Origin of the sequence: Bradyrhizobium sp. CCBAU 53415 (assembly GCF_028128735.1) — a bacterium.
GTDB lineage: Bacteria > Pseudomonadota > Alphaproteobacteria > Rhizobiales > Xanthobacteraceae > Bradyrhizobium.
Genome location: NZ_LBJF01000015.1, coordinates 1 through 17,561, shown reverse-complemented (window position 1 = coordinate 17,561; position 17,561 = coordinate 1). Strand labels below are relative to the sequence as shown.

Below are 17,561 nucleotides of genomic sequence, written 5' to 3'. Positions count from 1 at the left end.
TCCGTGAATGGCGCCATTCACGCGCGATGCGCGCTGATGTCGTGGATCCTTCGAGACCCGAGCCGCTTGCGCAGGTCCTCGCTCAGCATGGCCAGCGTCACCTCACCGAGGCGCAACAGCAGCAGCGCCTCCGCATCGTGAAAGGCCTGGTCGAGCGCGGCATTGACCGCCTGCTCGACGAGGCAGCCCGGCGACTCGGTCCGGTTGCCCATGGCCAGCAGCGACGGGCTGCCGAGCGCGGCATAGACGTCGCGCAGCGTCACCTTCGACAGGTCGCACGCCAGCCGCCAGCCGCCGCCATGCCCCTTCTCGGAGCGCACGTAGTCAAGCTCGCGCAGCCCCGCCATGACGCGCCGGATCACCACCGGGTTGGTGTCCATGGCCTTCGCCAGCGTCTCGGACGTGAACGGCCCAGGCTGCTGCGCCATGTGCAGCAGGACGTGCAGCACGCCCGATAGTCGGGAATCTCGTTTCATGTAACTTTATATGTTACATCATGCGTCGAGGTCAACGGGGCTTGCTCGTGACGCGCTGCCAGGCGCGGCGACACGCGCGAAGCGGCAGCGCGTCACGTGGGGAGGCTCTGGAACGTCAGTGCTGAGCAGCGGTGGGAAAGGACACCATCCCATTCGCCCGATGATGCCATCCTGCTCCTGTTTTGCCCGACGAAGCAACGTTTCCCTGCTCGATCGATCAACCCGTTTGCACGCGCCTTAAGCCATTGATCTCGCTAGCCCCGTCTACTGTGCATGGGGTTGTTTTCGAGATTCTTGTCTTGAGGGCGAGGCTGAGCCGGATCGCTTCCGGCTACTTCATCACCCGCAGGCCCTTGGTGGTGAAGCGCTGCGTCTTGCCGCCCGGCCGCACCGGCCGCCGCGTGCCAGCAGCCTTGCCGGTGCCGGGGGGCTGGTGCGCCGGCACGAGCTGGTGGGGCTGCGAGCCGATCAGGTCGCGGCGGCCCATCTCGATCAAGGCCTCGCGCAGCACCGGCCAATTGTCGGGGTCGTGGTAGCGCAGGAACGCCTTGTGCAGGCGGCGCTGGCGCAGGCCCCTGATCGCCTCGACCTTGTCGCTGCCGCCGTGGCGCACGCCGCGCAAGGGGTTGACGCCGGTGTGGTACATCGCGGTTGCGGTCGCCATCGGCGAGGGCAGGAAGGTCTGCACCTGGTCGGCGCGATAGCGGTTCTTCTTGAGCCACAGCGCGAGGTTCATCATGTCCTCGTCGGTCGTGCCCGGATGCGCCGCGATGAAATACGGGATCAGATAATATTTCTTGCCGGCGCGCTCGGCCGCTTCGTCGAACATCCGCTTGAACTTGTCGTAGGCGCCGATGCCCGGCTTCATCATCTTGTCGAGCGGGCCGCGCTCGGTATGTTCGGGCGCGATCTTCAGATAGCCGCCGACGTGATGGGTGACGAGCTCCTTGATGTATTCGGGGCTCTCGACCGCGAGGTCGTAGCGCACCCCGGAGGCGACCATCACCTTCTTGATGCCTTTCGTCTCGCGCACCTTGCGATAGAGCCGGATCAGGTCGTCATGCGAGGTGTTGAGGTTCGGGCAGATCTCGGGGAAGACGCAGGACGGCCGCCGGCACGCCGCCTCGACCTTCGGGTCCTTGCACGCCATCCGGTACATGTTGGCGGTGGGGCCGCCGATGTCGGAGATCACGCCGGTGAAGCCCGGCGTCTTGTCGCGGATGCGTTCGATCTCGCGCAGGATCGATCCTTCCGACCGGTTCTGGATGATGCGCCCCTCGTGCTCGGTGATCGAGCAGAAGGTGCAGCCGCCGAAACAGCCGCGCATGATCGTCACCGAGAATTTTATCATTTCCCAGGCGGGGATTCTCGCCTCGCCATAGGACGGATGCGGTGCGCGCGCATAGGGCAGATCGTAGACCGCGTCCATCTCTTCGGTGGTCAGCGGGATCGGCGGCGGATTGAGCCAGAGGTCGCGGTCGCCATGGCGCTGCACCAGCGGCCGCGCATTTCCGGGATTGCTCTCCCGGTGCAGCACGCGCGAGGCGCGGGCATAGGCTTCCCTGTCCTGCTCGACCTGCTCCAGCGCGGGCAGGCGGATCACGGTCGCGCCCTTCTGGCGCGTCGCGCCTTCGTCGGCGGAATCGAGATCGTCGGCGTGCAGCTCGGTGTAGTCAGCGGGGACCTTGCGGAACAGCGCGACGCCCCTGATGTCGTCGAGCGCGCGCGGCGCTTCGCCGGCGGCGAGGCGCTGCGCCACCTCGACGACGGCACGCTCGGCATTGCCGTAGAGCAGCAGGTCCGCCTTGGCGTCGGCCAGCACCGAGCGGCGTACCTTGTCGGACCAGTAGTCGTAATGCGCGATCCGGCGCAGCGAGGCCTCGATGCCGCCGAGCACGATCGGCACATCCTTGAACGCCTCGCGGCAGCGCTGGGCGTAGACGACGGTGCAGCGGTCCGGCCGCTTGCCGCCCTCGCCGCCGGCCGTATAGGCGTCGTCATGGCGCAGGCGGCGGTCGGCGGTGTAGCGGTTCACCATGGAGTCCATGTTGCCGCCGGTGACGCCGAAGAACACCTTTGGCTTGCCGAGCGCCTTGAACGGCTCGGCCGAATGCCAGTCCGGCTGCGCGATGATCCCGACCCGGAAACCCTGCGCCTCCAGTAGCCGGCCGATGATCGCCATGCCGAAGCTCGGATGGTCGACATAGGCATCCCCGGTCACCAGCACGATGTCGCAGGCGTCCCAGCCGAGCGCATCCATCTCGGCGCGGCTCATGGGCAGGAACGGTGCCGGCTTGCGCGGTTGCGCCCGGGCCATCAGCGGCTTTTCGGCGGTGATCATTGGGGTGTCCATGGCGCCTACGCATAGGGCTCCGGGCGGGCGAATTCAACCGATCGGTGTGCCGCCACCGCCGATGTCGGGGTTCCCTCCTCGCACGGCGCCGATCGGATATCGGCCATAGGAACCAACCGCGCCCGCGAACATTCTGGTTGAGGGGTCGACACGGGCCCGGGTCGTGCGTCTCCGTCGTTTCGGCGTTCGTGACGTCGCCTCTGGCGATGGGGGAGCTGTGAGTACGGTCATAGAGAACTTGCTGTTGCGGAAGCAGAAGCTCGTGGAACAGCTCGAGACGGCGCCGTCGGTCGAGGACCGCGACAGAATTGAGCGCCAGCTCGAGCAGGTCAACACTGCGCTGGATTTTCTGGACAGGCCGGGATCGCAGGAAGAGCGGTAGGCGCGCTCAATCCACTTGCAGCGCGCTTGCGTAGACGGTTCCGGAATTGGTGATGTGCGTCGTCATCAGGCCGTCGAAGGCGGCGAACTCGCCGCGTGCGAACAAATCGAGCAGCTTGCGATGCTCGTCGAAGGACGTGCGGGTGCGCACGTCGATCGGCGAGGTCAAATTGGTGCGGAGCGCGGCGACGCGGCCGGAGACGAGCTGATAGGATTCGGCGAGATAGCGGTTGCCGCAATGGGTGAACAGCGCCTCGTGGAAGGCGGCATCGGCGCGGCCATAGGCGATGTTGTCCTTCGCCGTGACCGCGGGCTCCATCGCCGCGATCGCGGCGCTCATGGCTGCAATCGCACCGTCGCGATCGTGGCGGAAGGCGAGCTCGGCCGCCCTGGGCTCCAGCGCGACGCGGAAGGTGCAGAGCGCGTTGATGTCCTCGGCGCTCGGTGTGAACACGAAGCTGCCGACCTGCGGCCGGATCACCACGAGGCCTTGCGCCTGCAACTGGCCCATCGCCTCGCGCACCGGGGTGCGGCTGACGCCGAAGGAATTGGCCACCATCTCCTCGGAAATGGCAGCGCCCAGCGCGAACTCGCCCTCGATGATGGCCTGGCGCAGCCGCTGCATCACCCGCTGCGCCAGCGATTTCGGCGTATCGAGCCTGAGCGATCGCATGGTGCCCTCAGATCACCTTGCCCGGATTGAGCAGGTGATCGGGATCGAGCGCCGCCTTCAGCGTCCGCATCAGCGCGATCTCGGCCTCGCTCCTGGCATGCCCCAGCCACTGCTTCTTCAGCGTGCCGATGCCGTGCTCGGCGGAGACGCTGCCGCCCATGTCGCGGACGAGACCGTAGATGATCGCGTCCATCGCCTCCTTCGGTTGCTGCGCAACCGAGAGGCTGGCGACCCAGGAGACGAGATGCAGATTGCCGTCGCCGATATGGCCGTAATAGACGCTCTCGCAGCCCTTGATGCCGGAGGCCAGCGCGGACTTGCAGCGCGCGACGAACTCGTCCATCCGGGCCACGGCAAGACCGATGTCGTAGGAGATGTGCGGCCCCAGCACCTGGCCGAATTCGGCGCAGATGTCGCGCACGCGCCAGAAGGCCTGGGTCTGCGCCAGCGATTGCGCGACGGCGGCGTCGACGAGCAGCCCGCGCTCCATCAGCTCTTCGAGCCAGCTCTGGAAACGCGGCGGGTCCAGGCTCTCGTCGGTGCCCTGCGCCTCGACCAGCACGTAGAGGCCGTGGCCGGCCGCGACCGGCGGCTTCACCCCGGCGCGGGTCGTGATCACGTCCCAATAGTCAGGCCACATCACCTCGAAGGCCGACAGCAGCGGGCCGAGCCCTGAGCGCGCTGCGTCGAGCAGCGCAATCACCGCGGCATAATCCTTCAACGCGCAGAGCGCGGCCATGGTCGAGCGCGGCTTCGGAAACAGCTTGAGCACCACGCGGGTGATGATGCCGAGCGTGCCTTCCGAGCCGATGAACAGATGCTTCAGATCATAGCCGGCGTTGTTCTTCATCAGCTTGTTGAGGCTGGTGATGATGGTGCCGTCAGGCAGCACCACTTCCAGGCCGAGCACCAGTTCGCGCGTCATGCCGTAGCGGATCACGCGGTTGCCGCCGGCGTTGGTGGAAAGATTGCCGCCGATCGCACAGGAGCCGCGCGAGCCGAGATCGAGGGGAAAGAAGAAGCCGGCTTCGTCCGCAGCCCTCTGGATCGTCTCCAGCGGCGTGCCCGCCTTCACCGTCATCGTCGCGGAGGCAGGGTCGATCTCCTCGATGCCGGTCATGCGCTCCAGCGAGATCGCGACCCAGCCGGCTTCGGGCGAAGCGCCGCGGCACAGCCCGGTCAGTCCGCCCTGCGGCACGAAGGGAAGACGCGCCTGCCGGCAGGCGAGAATCGCATCGGCAACGCCCTGCGCATCGAGCGGCCGGATCACCGCGAGCGGCGTCTGCGGCAGACTCGCGCTCCAGTCGTTGCAATTGCGGGCCGGCACGTCGCTGCCCGTCAGCACCGCGGCCGCGCCGAGCCTGTCGCGCAGGGCGCCGAGCACTTGGTCGGCTCGCCCGGTGGGGGTCGCCACGTCCATGCGAGACCTCCTCAATATTCTTCGCTGCGCTCAGGGCGCGGGGATTTGCGTCGATCTTGTATGTAAGGTACAAGATGGAAAGTAAAGCAAAAACAGGATCCCGGTGAGCGCGGAAGATCTTTGGAGATCAGCGGCTTAGTTCAGGGCGGCAACAAGGGGCGTCTGATGACGGAGGCAATTCGCGGGTTCTGGGTGGCGTCGGCGACGCCGCTGGCGGCCGATGGCAGCGTGGACCACACCCGGCTCGCCAGCCATGCCAGGCACCTCTTCAGCAAGGGAGTCGACGGCGTCGTGCTGTTCGGCACCACCGGCGAAGGCACCACATTCAATGTCGGCGAACGCGTCGCGACCATCGAAGCCATGCTCACGGCCGGCGTGGCGCCGGAGCGCATCGGAATCGGCGGCGGCTTCCCCGCCATCACCGACAGCATCGCCTTGACGCGCGCCGTGCTCGGCCTCGGCCTGCGCCACGTGCTGCTGCTGCCGCCCTATTTCGACCGCAGCGTCACGCCCGAAGGCATCGAGGATGCCTTTGCCGCGATCATCGACGGTGTCGCTGACGATCGGCTGCGCGCCTCGCTCTATCACATCCCGCAGGTGTCGGGCGTCCCGATCCCGACAACGGTCGCCGCGAACTTGCGCAAGCGCTACGGCAAGCAGGTCGCCGGCTTGAAAGACTCCAGCGGCGACTTCAAGCAGTTCCAGGCATTCCGCGCGGCCGCGCCCGAACTGGCCATCACAGTCGGCAACGAGCCCGACATCGCCCGCGCGATCGCCGCGGGCGGCGCCGGCACCATCTGCGGCATGGCCAACATCGTGCCGGAGCTGGTCAAGGGCATGGTTGACGGCAAGGATGTCGAGGCGCCGATGCAGGCAGCGGCAGATCTCGTGGTGAAGACGCCGTCGCTGGTCGCGACGTTGAAGGCCATCCTCGCGGCGCAGACGGGCGATGCAGGCTGGCTGCGCGTGCGCTCCCCGCTCCGCGCGTTGTCCGACGGCACAGCGCTCAAGCGGAAGCTCGACGCGTTGATGGCGCCCGCCATCGCGTGAGTTCGCGCAAGATCGCGACGCGCCGCCGTGAATTCGCGTGCTGCGTGCCGCGCTTGGCATGACGGCAATTGGAGATTGCCGTTCAGCGCCGACCTGTTCTTAGAACGACTCAACACTAGAGCGATTCAAGTCCGCATACGGTTCTCTTCCCGCATGACGGCTGCTAGACGCGCGAGCCTCAATGCCGTGTCTGACCTGGAAGTGAATCGAACGTGCGTGCTCATCCGGATGGCCGCTGCACCAGCGGCCATCGTCATCGTGCCGGCAAGAGCCGTGCCGGTCTTCTCATCGGAGCGGCCGTGCTGCTCGCCGAATGTCTCTCCAACACGACGACCGCGCAGGCGCAATCGGCCTTGCCGCCGGTGACGGTGGAGGCACCGGCGCAGCGACTGAGGCCGGCGCGGGCATCGGACCAGTCTTCACGCCGCACGCAAGCCGCCGTGCGCCAGCGTATTCGCAATACCGCACCCGCCGCGCCGACGCTCTCGGAGCGAGCGGCCGCGGAAGCCGCCGCACAGCAAGCCGCAAAGCTCGGCTACCGCGCGATGCCGAGCGCGACCACGCTGCGCAGCGGGGCCTCGCCGCTCGACACCGCGCAGGCCGTCAACGTCGTGCCCGAGCAGGTGCTGAAGGATCAGCTGCCGCGCAACATCGATGATGCGCTCGCCAACGTCTCAGGCATCACCCAGACCAACACGCTCGCCGGCACCCAGGACGCCGTGATCCGCCGCGGCTTCGGCGACAATCGCGACGGCTCGATCATGCGCAATGGCATGCCACTGGTGCAGGGCCGCAGCCTCAATCCCGCCGTGGAAAGCGTCGAGGTGCTGAAGGGGCCGGCCTCGCTGCTCTACGGCATCATGGACCCCGGCGGCATCGTCAACACCATCAGCAAGCGGCCCGAGCTGTATCAGCACGGTTCGGTCACGTTGCTCGGCTCGACCTACGCGAACAATCGCAGCGGCGCCGACGGCCTGCTCGACGTCACGGGCCCGATCGGCGACCAGGGTCTTGCCTATCGCTTCATCGGCTATGGCGTCAGCGAGGATTACTGGCGCAATTTCGGCCGCCATCGCGAGATGCTGGTTGCGCCGTCGCTCGCCTGGTACGGCCAGGACACCACGGTCCAGCTCAACTACGAGCACCGCGAGTTCATCACTCCGTTCGACCGCGGCACGGCGTTCATCAACGGCGTGCCGCTGGCGATCCCGCAGACTCGCCGGCTCGACGAGCCCTACAACAACATGTGGGGGACGTCCGACCTGATCCAGGCCTCGGTCGAGCATCGCATCAACCAGGACTGGAAGCTCTTTGCCGGCTACAGCTACAACACCGAGACCTTCAGCGCGAACCAGCTCCGCATCACCGGCGTCAACGTGAAGACCGGCGTCGAGACGCGCAGCAATGACGGCACGCAGGGTTCGCTGAGCAATTCGAGCTATGGGACGTCCTACATCTCGGGCGGGTTCTGGCTCGGCAACATGCGCAACGAGGTGCTGTTCGGCGGCGACGGCCAGTATCGCACGATCTATCGCGACAACCTGATCCGGCAGGCGGCCCCGTCCTTCAATGTCTACAACCCCGTCTACAGTCTGATCGGACCGGGCACGACGGTTTCGAACAGCGACAGCGCCCAGACCGACAAGCTGGGCCAGTGGTCATTGTTCTTCCAGGACACGCTGCACCTGACGGAGCGTTTCGCGCTGGTCGGCGGGGTGCGTTACATGGACTACGATCAGCTCGCCGGACGCGGCAAGCCGTTCAAAGCCAACACCGATGTCTCGGCGGATGCGATCCTTCCGCTCGGCGGCGCGATCTTCAAGCTCACCGACCAGCTTTCGCTCTATGCGAGCTACACCCAGTCGCTGAAGCCGAACTCGACCATCGCTCCGCTGAGCAATGGCGGCGGCGTCGTGCTCGGATCGAACATCGCGCCCGAGGAGGGCACGCAGTACGAGACCGGGCTCAAGTTCGACCTCGACAAGCGCCTCTCCGGCACGGTCGCGGTTTACGACATCGAAAAGCAGAACGTGCTGGTCAGCCAGCTCAATACCGCAACCGGTCTCAACGTCTACAGCGCGGCCGGCAAGGCCCGCTCGCGCGGCCTTGAGATCGACGTCACCGGCCGGCTCTCCGACAATTGGAGCATGATCGGAAGCTATGGTTACACCGATGCGCGTGTGACGGAGGATCCGACATATGCCGGCAAGCAGTTGCAGAACGTTGCGATGAACACGGCTTCGCTCTATCTGGTCTACGATTTTGGCACAGCGCTTCCCGGCCAGCTCAGGCTCGGCGGCGGCGCCCGCTATGTCGGCGACCGGCCCGGCGATGCGTTGAACACGTTCGTGCTGCCGTCCTATGTCGTCGCCGACATCTTCGCGACCTATGAGACGAAGCACCAGTCGCTGCCGGTGATCTATCAGCTCAACGTCAAGAACCTGTTCGACACCGTCTACTACACGTCCGCCGTCAACAATCTCAACGTCGCCATCGGCGACGCCCGGCGCATATCCTTGTCGGCGACGGTGAAGTTCTAGCCATGGCAGCGCGGACCGGACACACGATCAAGGCGGTCCTGTTCCAGGTCCATTCCATCGCGGGCCTGATCCTCGCGCTGCCGCTTGCCATGATCGCGCTGACCGGCGCGATCATGAGTTTCGAGGACGAGATCGTCGATCATCTCAACGCCGGCATCATGCAGGTCGCGCCGCATCGAGCGCCGATGCTGATGCCTGATGACCTGATCGCCCGGCTGAAGGTCGCGCAGGACGTCGGCAAGGTCTCGGCCATCACGCTGTCGAGCGATCCGGCGGCGGCCGCCCATGTCCGCTTCGCGCGCGACGAAGGCGGCGGCCGGCCGGCCTCGCTCTATGTCGATCCCTACGATGCGCGCGTGCTGGGTTCGCCGCGTGGCGAAGCGTTGTTCGCGACCGTGCGCAGGCTGCACCGCTGGCTGCTGATCCCCGGCGACGCCGGGGGCTGGGGGCGTCCGATCACCGGCACCGTCGCGCTCGGTCTGATCGTGATGCTGGTTTCGGGCCTCGTGCTGCGTTGGCCGCGTCGCGCCGGCAGCGTGAAGATCTGGCTGAAGCCGAATCTCGGGCTCGGCGGCCGCGGATTGCACCGGTCGCTGCACACCGTGATGGGCACCTGGGTGCTGCCGGTCTATCTGACGATGACGCTCACCGGGCTGTGGTTCTCCTTCGAGTGGTACAGGGATGGAGTCACCTGGCTGTTGTCGCGTCCGCAACTCGCGGCTGCGAAGATGCAGCCCAGGATGCCACCAAAGTCGCCGCGCGCAGCCGATCGTTCCGAGACCGCGCAGCCGATCGGATTCGATCGGGCATGGACGACGTTCCAGCGCGAAGAGGGGGACCGCTTCTCCAGGGCTCTGCTGACGCTGCCGGCCGGCCCGGGCACGGTGCTGAGGATCCGGTCGTGGGCAAAGGACATGACGCTCGAGGCCACGCGCGATGAATTCCGCATCGATGCCGTGACCGGCCAGCTGGTCTCCGCGGAGCGCTATGCCGACAAGACATTCGGCGAGGAGATCGTCGCGGCCATCTACGATATCCATCGCGGCGCGATCCTGGGATGGCCGGGCAAGCTCGCGTTCATGATTGCCGCGGCCTTGATGCCGTTGTTCGCGGTCACCGGCATCCTGCTCTATCTGTCACGCCGCAAGCTGCGACACCCGGCACAGAAGCCGCTCGGGCGGCTCGTCCCCGGCGAGTGAGCCGACAAGGCTAGCCAACGCCCGTCTAATCGGTCAAAAGCCAATGGCCTGTCCTTCTCAAGGTTCACGCCATGAAGCTTCCCGCCGTCACTCCCGCCGATGTCCGCCGTGCGCTTCTGCTGCGCGAGGAAATCGCGCTCCTCGATCTCAGATACGAGGCCGCCTTCGCCACCGGTCATCCGCTGTTCGCCGCCAACATGGCCGCCGACCGGATCGCGATCGAGGCCGAGGTGAGGCTGCCGCGCAAGGGCGTGGCCATCGTGCTTTACGACGACGGGGAGGGACTGGTCGCGGGCGGAGCCGAACGCCTCGCCGCGCTCGGCTACACCAATATCAGCGCACTCGACGGCGGGCTGAAGGCCTGGCGCGCGGCGGGCTTCGAGGTGTTCGAGGACGTCAATTCCTACTCCAAGGCGTTCGGCGAACTGGTCGAGTCGCGTCGCCACACGCCCTCGTTCAGCGCCGACGAGGTCGCAAACCTCATCGCCGACAAAGCCAACATCGCCATCCTCGACGTCCGCCGTTTCGACGAATATGCGACCATGAACATTCCGGGCTCGGTCAGCGTGCCCGGAGCGGAGCTGGTGCTGCGCGCGGGCCGCGCCGCGCCCGATCCCGACACGACGATCATCGTCAACTGCGCTGGCCGCACCCGCTCGATCATCGGCACCCAGTCGCTGATCAATGCCGGCGTGCCCAACGAGGTGCGGGCGCTGCGCAACGGCACGATCGGCTGGACGCTGGCGCGCCAGGCGCTCGATCACGGCGCTGACAGGCGAGGCGCGATTGGGCCGTTCGAGGGTGGTCCGGCCAATGCGCGCGACGTCGCCTATCGCGCCGGGGTTCGCCATATCGGAGCGAACGAGATGTCGGCGCTTGCCGCGCAGACCCATCGTACGCTCTATCGCTTCGACGTGCGCGATGCCGAGGAATACGCGGCCGGCCACCTTCCCGGTTTCCGCCATTATCCCGGCGGCCAGCTCGTCCAGGAAACCGACATGGCCGCGCCCGTGCGCGGCGCGCGCATCCTCCTGACCGACGACAGGAGCGTCCGTGCCGACATGACGGCGTCCTGGCTGGCGCAGATGGGCTGGGAAGTCTATGTGCTCGAAGGCGGCTATGATGGTGCACTCGAGGTCGGCCTGCCGCAATTCTTGCCGAAGCCGGATCCGGCACACCGCTACCGCCGGCCCTATGAAGGCACCGATGTGGCCGAAGCTGCGATGCAGGCCTATCTCGATTGGGAATATGGCCTCGTCGAGCAGCTCCGCCGCGATGGCACGCACGGGTTCTACGTGATTTGACGGAGCTGGTGGGATGCCAAGTCCACCCATCGCCTCGCCATCTTCTCCCCGTATGCAAGCCCTATTGTGCTGCGCATCGCCCGCGGTCTATGAGCTGCGGCAAAGCTGTGACTTACGGAGATTCCATGTCAGCCTCAGGCCAGGGCCCTGAGCGAAGCGCCAAGGCGCTGCTGCTCGAAGGCGTCAATGACAGTGCCGTCGACCTGTTCAGGAGCGCGGGTTTCACCAATGTCGAGCGGCTGACCAAGGCGCTTGACGGCGAGGATCTGCGCCGTGCGCTCAAGGGCGTGTCGCTGCTCGGCATCCGCTCGCGCACCCAGATCACCGATGAGGTGCTCGGGGCGGCCGACCAGCTTCTCACGGTCGGCTGCTTCAGCGTCGGTACTAACCAGGTCGATCTTTCGGCCGCGCGCAAGCGCGGCATTCCCGTCTTCAACGCGCCGTTCTCCAATACGCGCAGCGTCGCCGAGCTCGTGATCGGCGAGATCGTGATGCTGCTGCGGCGGATCTTTCCGCGCTCGGTGTCGGCCCATGCGGGGGGCTGGGACAAGTCGGCGACCGGCAGCCGCGAGGTGCGCGGCCGCACGCTCGGCATCGTCGGCTACGGCAATATCGGCTCGCAACTTTCGACCCTGGCCGAAGCCATGGGCATGCGTGTGATCTATTTCGACCGCACCGACAAGCTCCGCCACGGCAACACCGAGCCGGTCGAGAGGCTCGAAGAGCTGCTGGCGCAGAGCGACATCGTCAGCCTGCACGTGCCGGAGACGCCGGAGACCGCGGGCATGATCGGCGAGAAGGAGCTGCGGGCGATGAAGTCAGGCTCGTTCCTGATCAACAACAGTCGCGGCACCGTGGTCGATCTCGATGCGCTTGCCGGCGCGCTGCGCGACGGTCACCTCGCCGGCGCTGCGATCGATGTGTTTCCGGTCGAGCCTTCGTCGAACGCGGAACGCTTCAAGGGCCCGGTGCAGGGCCTCGAGAACGTCATTCTCACGCCGCATATCGGCGGCTCGACCGAAGAGGCGCAGGAGCGGATCGGCGGCGAGGTCGCGCGCAAGCTGGTCGACTATTTCATCACCGGCTCGACCATGGGCGCGGTGAATTTCCCCGAAGTGCAACTGCATCTTCGCCCCTCCGGCGCGCGCTTCAGCCATGTCCATCGCAACGTGCCGGGCATGCTGCGGCGGCTGAACGAGGTCTTCCTCCAGCGCGACATCAACATTGCCGCGCAATATCTGGAGACCGCCGGCGACCTCGGCTACGTCGTGCTCGACGCCGATCTCGGCGGTCAGGACTCCGGCGAGCTGCTCCGGCAGATCCGCGCCCTCGACGGCACCGTCGGCGCGCGGCTGGTGTTCGAGCACTAAAGCGTTTTCGAGCGAAGTGGACATAAAGAAAACGCGTCAACCAGAATCTAAGGCATGATCCGGAAAAGTGCGCAGCGGTTTTCCGAAAAGATCATGCCTAAACAACAACCTAAAGCGCGATGACGATTCATCCTAGTCGCATCGCGCTTTAGAGCTATTTCCGTTCCGATCGCATCGGAACGGAAATAGCTCTGGACCACCCCACGTTCCGGTTGCAACTTGTAGCAACTGCTCCCACACTGTCGTCGAATTCGGCCCGGTCAAAAATCGCGTCGAATTTGAGCTTCAGTTGCGTGAGTGTCCGCCATGGAACGGGACGCCGTACTGATTGATCTCGCGCTTCAGGGCGGCGGTTCGCACGGCGCCTTCTCCTGGGGCGTGCTCGACCGTCTCCTGGAAGAGAAATGGCTGGAGATCGCCGCAATCTCCGGAACCTCCGCAGGCGCGATGAATGCGGCGGTTCTGGCGGACGGCTGGACAGCCGGCGGCGCCGAGGGCGCGCGAGAGGCGCTCGACCGATACTGGCGCCGTGTCTCGAAGGCCGCGGCCTTCAGCCCGCTACAACGCTCTCCGCTCGACCGCATGATGGGGCGCTGGACCCTCGATACGTCGCCCTTCTACATCCTCACCGATTTGATGTCGCGTGTGCTGTCGCCCTACGACCTCAATCCGACCGGCTACAATCCGCTGCGCGCGGTGCTGGCCGAGAGTATCGATTTCGAACGCCTCGCGCGCTCGCCGATCCAGCTGTTCATCACCGCGACCCGGGTGCGCACCGGGCGCGGCCGTATCTTCCGCAACGCGGAGATCACGGCGGATGTGCTGCTGGCATCGGCCTGCCTGCCGACCATGTTCCGCGCGATCGAGATCGACGGCGAGCCCTATTGGGACGGCGGCTTTGCCGGCAACCCGACGATCACGCCGCTGGTTCGGGAGAGCGACGCGCACGACACCATTCTCGTCCAGATCAATCCGACCGAGCGGCTGGAGGAACCGCGGACGGCTGCGGAAATCCTCAACCGGCTCAACGAAATCTCGTTCAACTCGCCGCTGATGAAGGAACTGCGCATGATCGCGCTGCTGCGCCAGGCGGCTGATCCGGGCAGCGGCGAGGGCGCGCGCTGGGCGAAGATGCGCACACACCGGATCAAGAGCGACATGCTGGCGAAGTTCGGGGCTTCCTCGAAGCTCAACGCGGAGCGGGAGTTCGTCTCGATGCTGCGCGCCGAGGGACGCACGGCCGCGGACGACTTCCTCGCCGAGCACGGCGCGGAGATCGGCCGTCGTTCGACCGCCGATCTCGATGTCCTGCTGTCGGAGTGCTGAGGCATGGGTCTCCTCGGCCTCCTCGTCGGGCTCGGCCTGCTCGTCCTGTTCGCCTTCCGCGGCTGGAGCGTCCTGCTGCTCGCGCCGTTCGCCGCACTCGTTGCCGCGCTGTTCGGCGGTGAGCCGCTGCTCGCGAACCTGACCCAGGTGTTCATGGTGAACGCGGCGGGATTTCTGGCCCAGTTCTTCCCGATCTTTCTGCTTGGCGCCGTCTTCGGCAAGTTGATGGATGACAGCGGTGCGGTGACGTCGGTCGCCGGATTCATGGCGGAGCGCCTCGGCGCACGGCGCGTGATCCTGGCGGTCGTGCTCGCCGGCGCGCTGGTCACCTATGGCGGTGTCAGCCTGTTCGTTGCGTTCTTCGTCATCGTTCCCATGGCACGCTCGCTGTTTCGTGCCGCTTCGATTCCGCGGCGTCTGGTCCCGGCCGCGATCGTGCTGGGAACGTCGACCTTCACCATGTCGGCCCTGCCTGGCACGCCGTCGATCCAGAATGCGATCCCGATGCCGTTCTTCGGCACGACGCCGTTTGCCGCGCCGGGCCTCGGCATCGTCGCCTCGCTCATCATGCTCGGCATCGGATTGTGGTGGCTGCATCGCGCTGAAGCTGCGGCGCGCCGCGCCGGAGAAGGCTATGGCGACGATGCCGAGGGCGCGATCGAGCAGGCCGCTGCCGACGAGTTCGTGCGCGAGCGCGCGACGACTGCCCGCGAGTTCGATCCGGCGGAGCTACAGCACGGTCATCGCAGCGAGCGGCCATCGCCCGTGCTGAACGCGATGGCGCCGCTCGTCGTCGTCGTGACCGTCAATCTGGTGATGTCGCTGGTGGTGCTGCCGCGGCTCGATGTCAGCTATCTCGCCGAGCAACGCTTTGGTGACACGACGCTTGCGGCCGTTGCAGGCGTGTGGTCGGTCGCGGTGGCGCTGGCTGCCGCCATCGTCACGACCATCGCGCTGAACTGGGCGCGCCTGCCGGCGCTGCGCCGGACGATGGACGCCGGGGCCAATGCGTCGGTCCTGCCTGCGTTCAGCGTCGCGAGCCTCGTCGGCTTCGGCGCCGTCGTGGCCTCGCTGCCTGCGTTCACGATCGTGCGCGACTGGGTGCTGGCGATCGAAGCGGGACCGCTGGTCTCGCTCGCCGTCGCAACCAACATCCTGGCCGCCCTGACAGGGTCGGCATCGGGCGGCCTGACCATCGCCCTCGACGCCCTCGGCCCGACCTACGTCGAGCTTGCCGCGCGGACCGGCATCGACCTTGCCTTGATGCATCGCGTGGCGGTGATCGGTGCGGGTACCCTCGACATCCTGCCGCACAACGGCGCAGTGGTCAGCCTGCTCGCGATCTGCGGCCTGACACATCGTGACAGCTATTTCGACATCGTCATGGTGGGCATCGTGACCTCGCTCCTGGCGCTGGTGGCGGTGATCGCCCTGGGCACTGCGCTGGGCTCGTTCTGACGGAACGCCGGCGTCAGCGATTGACGGACGGGCGAAGGTTGCATTGAATGCAACCGACTTTCGAACGCAACAGAACAAGCCGGGTGGAAACGATGAGGCGAAACAGAACGAAGCTGTGCGCATGGCTCGTGGGCACGGCGGCCGCAATGAGCGCGAGCGGCGCGTCGGCGTTGACGCTGGCGGAAGATGCCGCGACGGTCTGCAAGGGGCTGGTCGGCGGCACTGATGCCGTGAAGATCGATGCCGCGACGTTTCAGCCGCCATCGACTCTCGCTGTTGCCGAGCGCGGCCCGACGCCGTCAGGGCGCATCACGCCCGCCAATCCTGCCTTCTGCAAGGTGCTCGGCCATATTGACCCCACCGATCCCAAGGCGCCGCCGATCAAATTCCAGGTCAACCTTCCCGTCGAATGGAACGGCCGCTCGGTGCAATATGGCGGCGGCGGCTTCAACGGCGTGCTGATCACCGGTCTTGCGCTGCCGCCGGCCTATCCCTTCGACAAGCCGTCGCCGCTCGCGCGCGGCTTCGTCACCTACGGCACGGATTCCGGCCATGAATCCAGGCCGGGCGAGCCGCCGCAGCTGTTCGCGCTGAACGACGAGGCCTTCGAGAATTTCGCCCATCGCGCCTACAAGAAGGTGCGCGAGGCGGCCGTCGCGCTGATGCAGCGCGCCTACGGCAGGAAGCCGGAGAAGATGTACTTCATGGGCTCGTCCGAAGGCGGCCGTGAGGGCCTGACCATGGCGCAGCGCTACCCCGACGATTTCGACGGCATCTTCGCCCGCGTGCCCGTCATCAATTGGGTCGGCTTGCAGCATGCCGGCACGCGCTCGGGCCTCGTCACCATGGGTGAGGGCTGGATCAATCCGGCGCGGGTGAAGCTGGTCGCCGATGCCGTGCGGGCGGCTTGCGATAAAGCCGACGGCTCCGACGATGCGCTGGTGCAGGATCCCGTCGCCTGCAAGGCGGCATTCAAGGTCGAGACGCTGCGCTGCGCGGCGGGCCAGAGCGGCGATCATTGTCTCACCGATGCGCAGATCAAGGCGATCAACACGCTGCATGCGACCTACAAGTTCCCGTTCGCGCTCGCCAACGGGCTCGACGACTATCCGGGCTGGGGCGTCTCCGGCGAGGACACGCCGGCGATCGGTCCGACCGGCGGCTGGGTCGCGTGGTGGCTCGGCACCGCGCCACCGGCGCAGCCGCCCGCGCCCAACAACGGCATCGCCTGGATCTACGGCGCCGGCGGCATTCAATATGTCTTTGCGCGTGATCCGAAGCTCGATGTCACCACTTACAAGGTAGACGACCACAAGGCGCGGCTGCTCGAGGTGTCGAAGCTGATGGATTCGACCGATCCCGATCTCGGCCGCTTTCGCGAACGCAAGGGCAAGCTGATCATCCTCGAGCACATGGCCGACTACGCGCAAAGCCCCTATGCCGGCATCCGCTATTTCGAGAGCGTCGAGCGCAAGCTCGGCAAGGCCCAGACGGCGGAATTCGCGCGGCTCTACACCGCGCCCGGTGTCGACCATGTCGGCTCCGGCGCGCCGGCCAATGTCGACATGCTGAGCGTGCTGGTCGACTGGGTCGAGAAGGGCAAGGCGCCCGGCGATCTCGAAGTCACCGAGCAGAAGCTCGAGGCGCCGTCGTTCGCGACGCTCCGCGCGCTGCCGCTGTGCCGCTGGCCGGCCTGGCCGCACTACAAGGCGGGCGCGGTGACGGAGGCGTCGAGCTTCACCTGCGCGCCGTGAGGCACGGATGGTCCCGCAGAGTCATGGCCGGGCTCGCTGCGGCCAGCGCGCTCCTGTCACGCCGCACGGCTGACCTGGATGCCGGAACAAGCCCCGGGGCACGGCGACCTCCTGCTAAAGCATGATCCGGAAAAGTGCGCAGCGGTTTTCCGAAAAGATCATGCTTAAACAACAACCTAGAGCGGTTCACGGATTTATTGAATCGGAAGGGATTCCGGATCCGGGGCGAATGTGATTCAAGATGCTGGCTGGGCTGG

At 66.3% G+C, this 17,561-nt stretch carries 12 protein-coding genes; 8 read left to right on the top strand and 4 right to left on the bottom strand.

What is annotated here, in order from left to right; all coding sequences use genetic code 11:
* Window positions 1-17: 17 nt before the first annotated feature.
* The 4 genes from XH87_RS08800 to XH87_RS08785 all read right to left on the bottom strand — a co-directional run bounded on the left by XH87_RS08800 (window position 18) and on the right by XH87_RS08785 (window position 5,303).
* Window positions 18-476 (bottom strand): Rrf2 family transcriptional regulator, encoded by a 459-nt coding sequence (locus tag XH87_RS08800; RefSeq protein WP_271586950.1) that lies wholly within the window; start codon window positions 474-476, stop codon window positions 18-20.
* A gap of 331 nt (window positions 477-807) precedes the next feature.
* Window positions 808-2,829: a YgiQ family radical SAM protein gene (locus XH87_RS08795; protein WP_271586949.1), complete on the bottom strand. Its 2,022-nt coding sequence runs from the start codon at window positions 2,827-2,829 to the stop codon at window positions 808-810.
* 388 nt (window positions 2,830-3,217) lie between these two features.
* Window positions 3,218-3,883, bottom strand: a complete 666-nt coding sequence (locus XH87_RS08790) for a GntR family transcriptional regulator (protein WP_271586948.1) — start codon at window positions 3,881-3,883, stop codon at window positions 3,218-3,220.
* Between the two features lie 7 nt (window positions 3,884-3,890).
* On the bottom strand, window positions 3,891-5,303 hold the full coding sequence (locus tag XH87_RS08785) for an FAD-binding oxidoreductase (RefSeq protein ID WP_271586947.1): 1,413 nt from the start codon (window positions 5,301-5,303) through the stop codon (window positions 3,891-3,893).
* A gap of 165 nt (window positions 5,304-5,468) precedes the next feature.
* Between XH87_RS08785 and XH87_RS08780 the strand changes: the two genes are divergently transcribed.
* The 8 genes from XH87_RS08780 (at window position 5,469) to XH87_RS08745 (ending at window position 17,304) form a co-directional block, all read left to right on the top strand.
* Window positions 5,469-6,353 (top strand): dihydrodipicolinate synthase family protein, encoded by an 885-nt coding sequence (locus XH87_RS08780; protein WP_271586946.1) that lies wholly within the window; start codon window positions 5,469-5,471, stop codon window positions 6,351-6,353.
* A gap of 212 nt (window positions 6,354-6,565) precedes the next feature.
* A complete protein-coding gene (locus tag XH87_RS08775) occupies window positions 6,566-8,893 on the top strand; it encodes a TonB-dependent siderophore receptor (RefSeq protein ID WP_271586945.1) in 2,328 nt (775 codons plus the stop codon).
* Window positions 8,894-8,895: 2 nt separating this feature from the next.
* Complete coding sequence (locus tag XH87_RS08770) at window positions 8,896-10,092, top strand: PepSY-associated TM helix domain-containing protein (protein ID WP_271586944.1); 1,197 nt, start codon at window positions 8,896-8,898, stop codon at window positions 10,090-10,092.
* A 71-nt stretch (window positions 10,093-10,163) separates the two neighbouring features.
* Window positions 10,164-11,396, top strand: coding sequence for a rhodanese-like domain-containing protein (locus XH87_RS08765; protein ID WP_271586943.1), 1,233 nt, complete (start codon window positions 10,164-10,166; stop codon window positions 11,394-11,396).
* 125 nt (window positions 11,397-11,521) lie between these two features.
* Window positions 11,522-12,766, top strand: coding sequence for a phosphoglycerate dehydrogenase (serA, locus tag XH87_RS08760; RefSeq protein ID WP_271586942.1), 1,245 nt, complete (start codon window positions 11,522-11,524; stop codon window positions 12,764-12,766).
* Window positions 12,767-13,072: 306 nt separating this feature from the next.
* Window positions 13,073-14,092, top strand: a complete 1,020-nt coding sequence (locus XH87_RS08755) for a patatin-like phospholipase family protein (RefSeq protein WP_035706361.1) — start codon at window positions 13,073-13,075, stop codon at window positions 14,090-14,092.
* 3 nt (window positions 14,093-14,095) lie between these two features.
* Window positions 14,096-15,550, top strand: a complete 1,455-nt coding sequence (locus XH87_RS08750) for a GntP family permease (protein WP_271586941.1) — start codon at window positions 14,096-14,098, stop codon at window positions 15,548-15,550.
* A gap of 92 nt (window positions 15,551-15,642) precedes the next feature.
* Entirely contained in the window at window positions 15,643-17,304 is a 1,662-nt protein-coding gene (locus XH87_RS08745) for a tannase/feruloyl esterase family alpha/beta hydrolase (RefSeq protein WP_271586940.1), read from the top strand.
* The last annotated feature ends 257 nt before the right edge of the window (window positions 17,305-17,561 follow it).

Coding starts and splice junctions, on each gene's coding strand:
- XH87_RS08790 (WP_271586948.1), bottom strand. CDS start 3,883: ATGCGATCGCTCAGGCTCGATACGCCGAAATCGCTGGCGCAGCGGGTG.
- XH87_RS08745 (WP_271586940.1), top strand. CDS start 15,643: ATGAGGCGAAACAGAACGAAGCTGTGCGCATGGCTCGTGGGCACGGCG.
- XH87_RS08800 (WP_271586950.1), bottom strand. CDS start 476: ATGAAACGAGATTCCCGACTATCGGGCGTGCTGCACGTCCTGCTGCAC.
- XH87_RS08780 (WP_271586946.1), top strand. CDS start 5,469: ATGACGGAGGCAATTCGCGGGTTCTGGGTGGCGTCGGCGACGCCGCTG.
- XH87_RS08750 (WP_271586941.1), top strand. CDS start 14,096: ATGGGTCTCCTCGGCCTCCTCGTCGGGCTCGGCCTGCTCGTCCTGTTC.
- XH87_RS08785 (WP_271586947.1), bottom strand. CDS start 5,303: ATGGACGTGGCGACCCCCACCGGGCGAGCCGACCAAGTGCTCGGCGCC.
- XH87_RS08770 (WP_271586944.1), top strand. CDS start 8,896: ATGGCAGCGCGGACCGGACACACGATCAAGGCGGTCCTGTTCCAGGTC.
- XH87_RS08795 (WP_271586949.1), bottom strand. CDS start 2,829: ATGGACACCCCAATGATCACCGCCGAAAAGCCGCTGATGGCCCGGGCG.
- XH87_RS08765 (WP_271586943.1), top strand. CDS start 10,164: ATGAAGCTTCCCGCCGTCACTCCCGCCGATGTCCGCCGTGCGCTTCTG.
- XH87_RS08755 (WP_035706361.1), top strand. CDS start 13,073: ATGGAACGGGACGCCGTACTGATTGATCTCGCGCTTCAGGGCGGCGGT.
- serA (WP_271586942.1), top strand. CDS start 11,522: ATGTCAGCCTCAGGCCAGGGCCCTGAGCGAAGCGCCAAGGCGCTGCTG.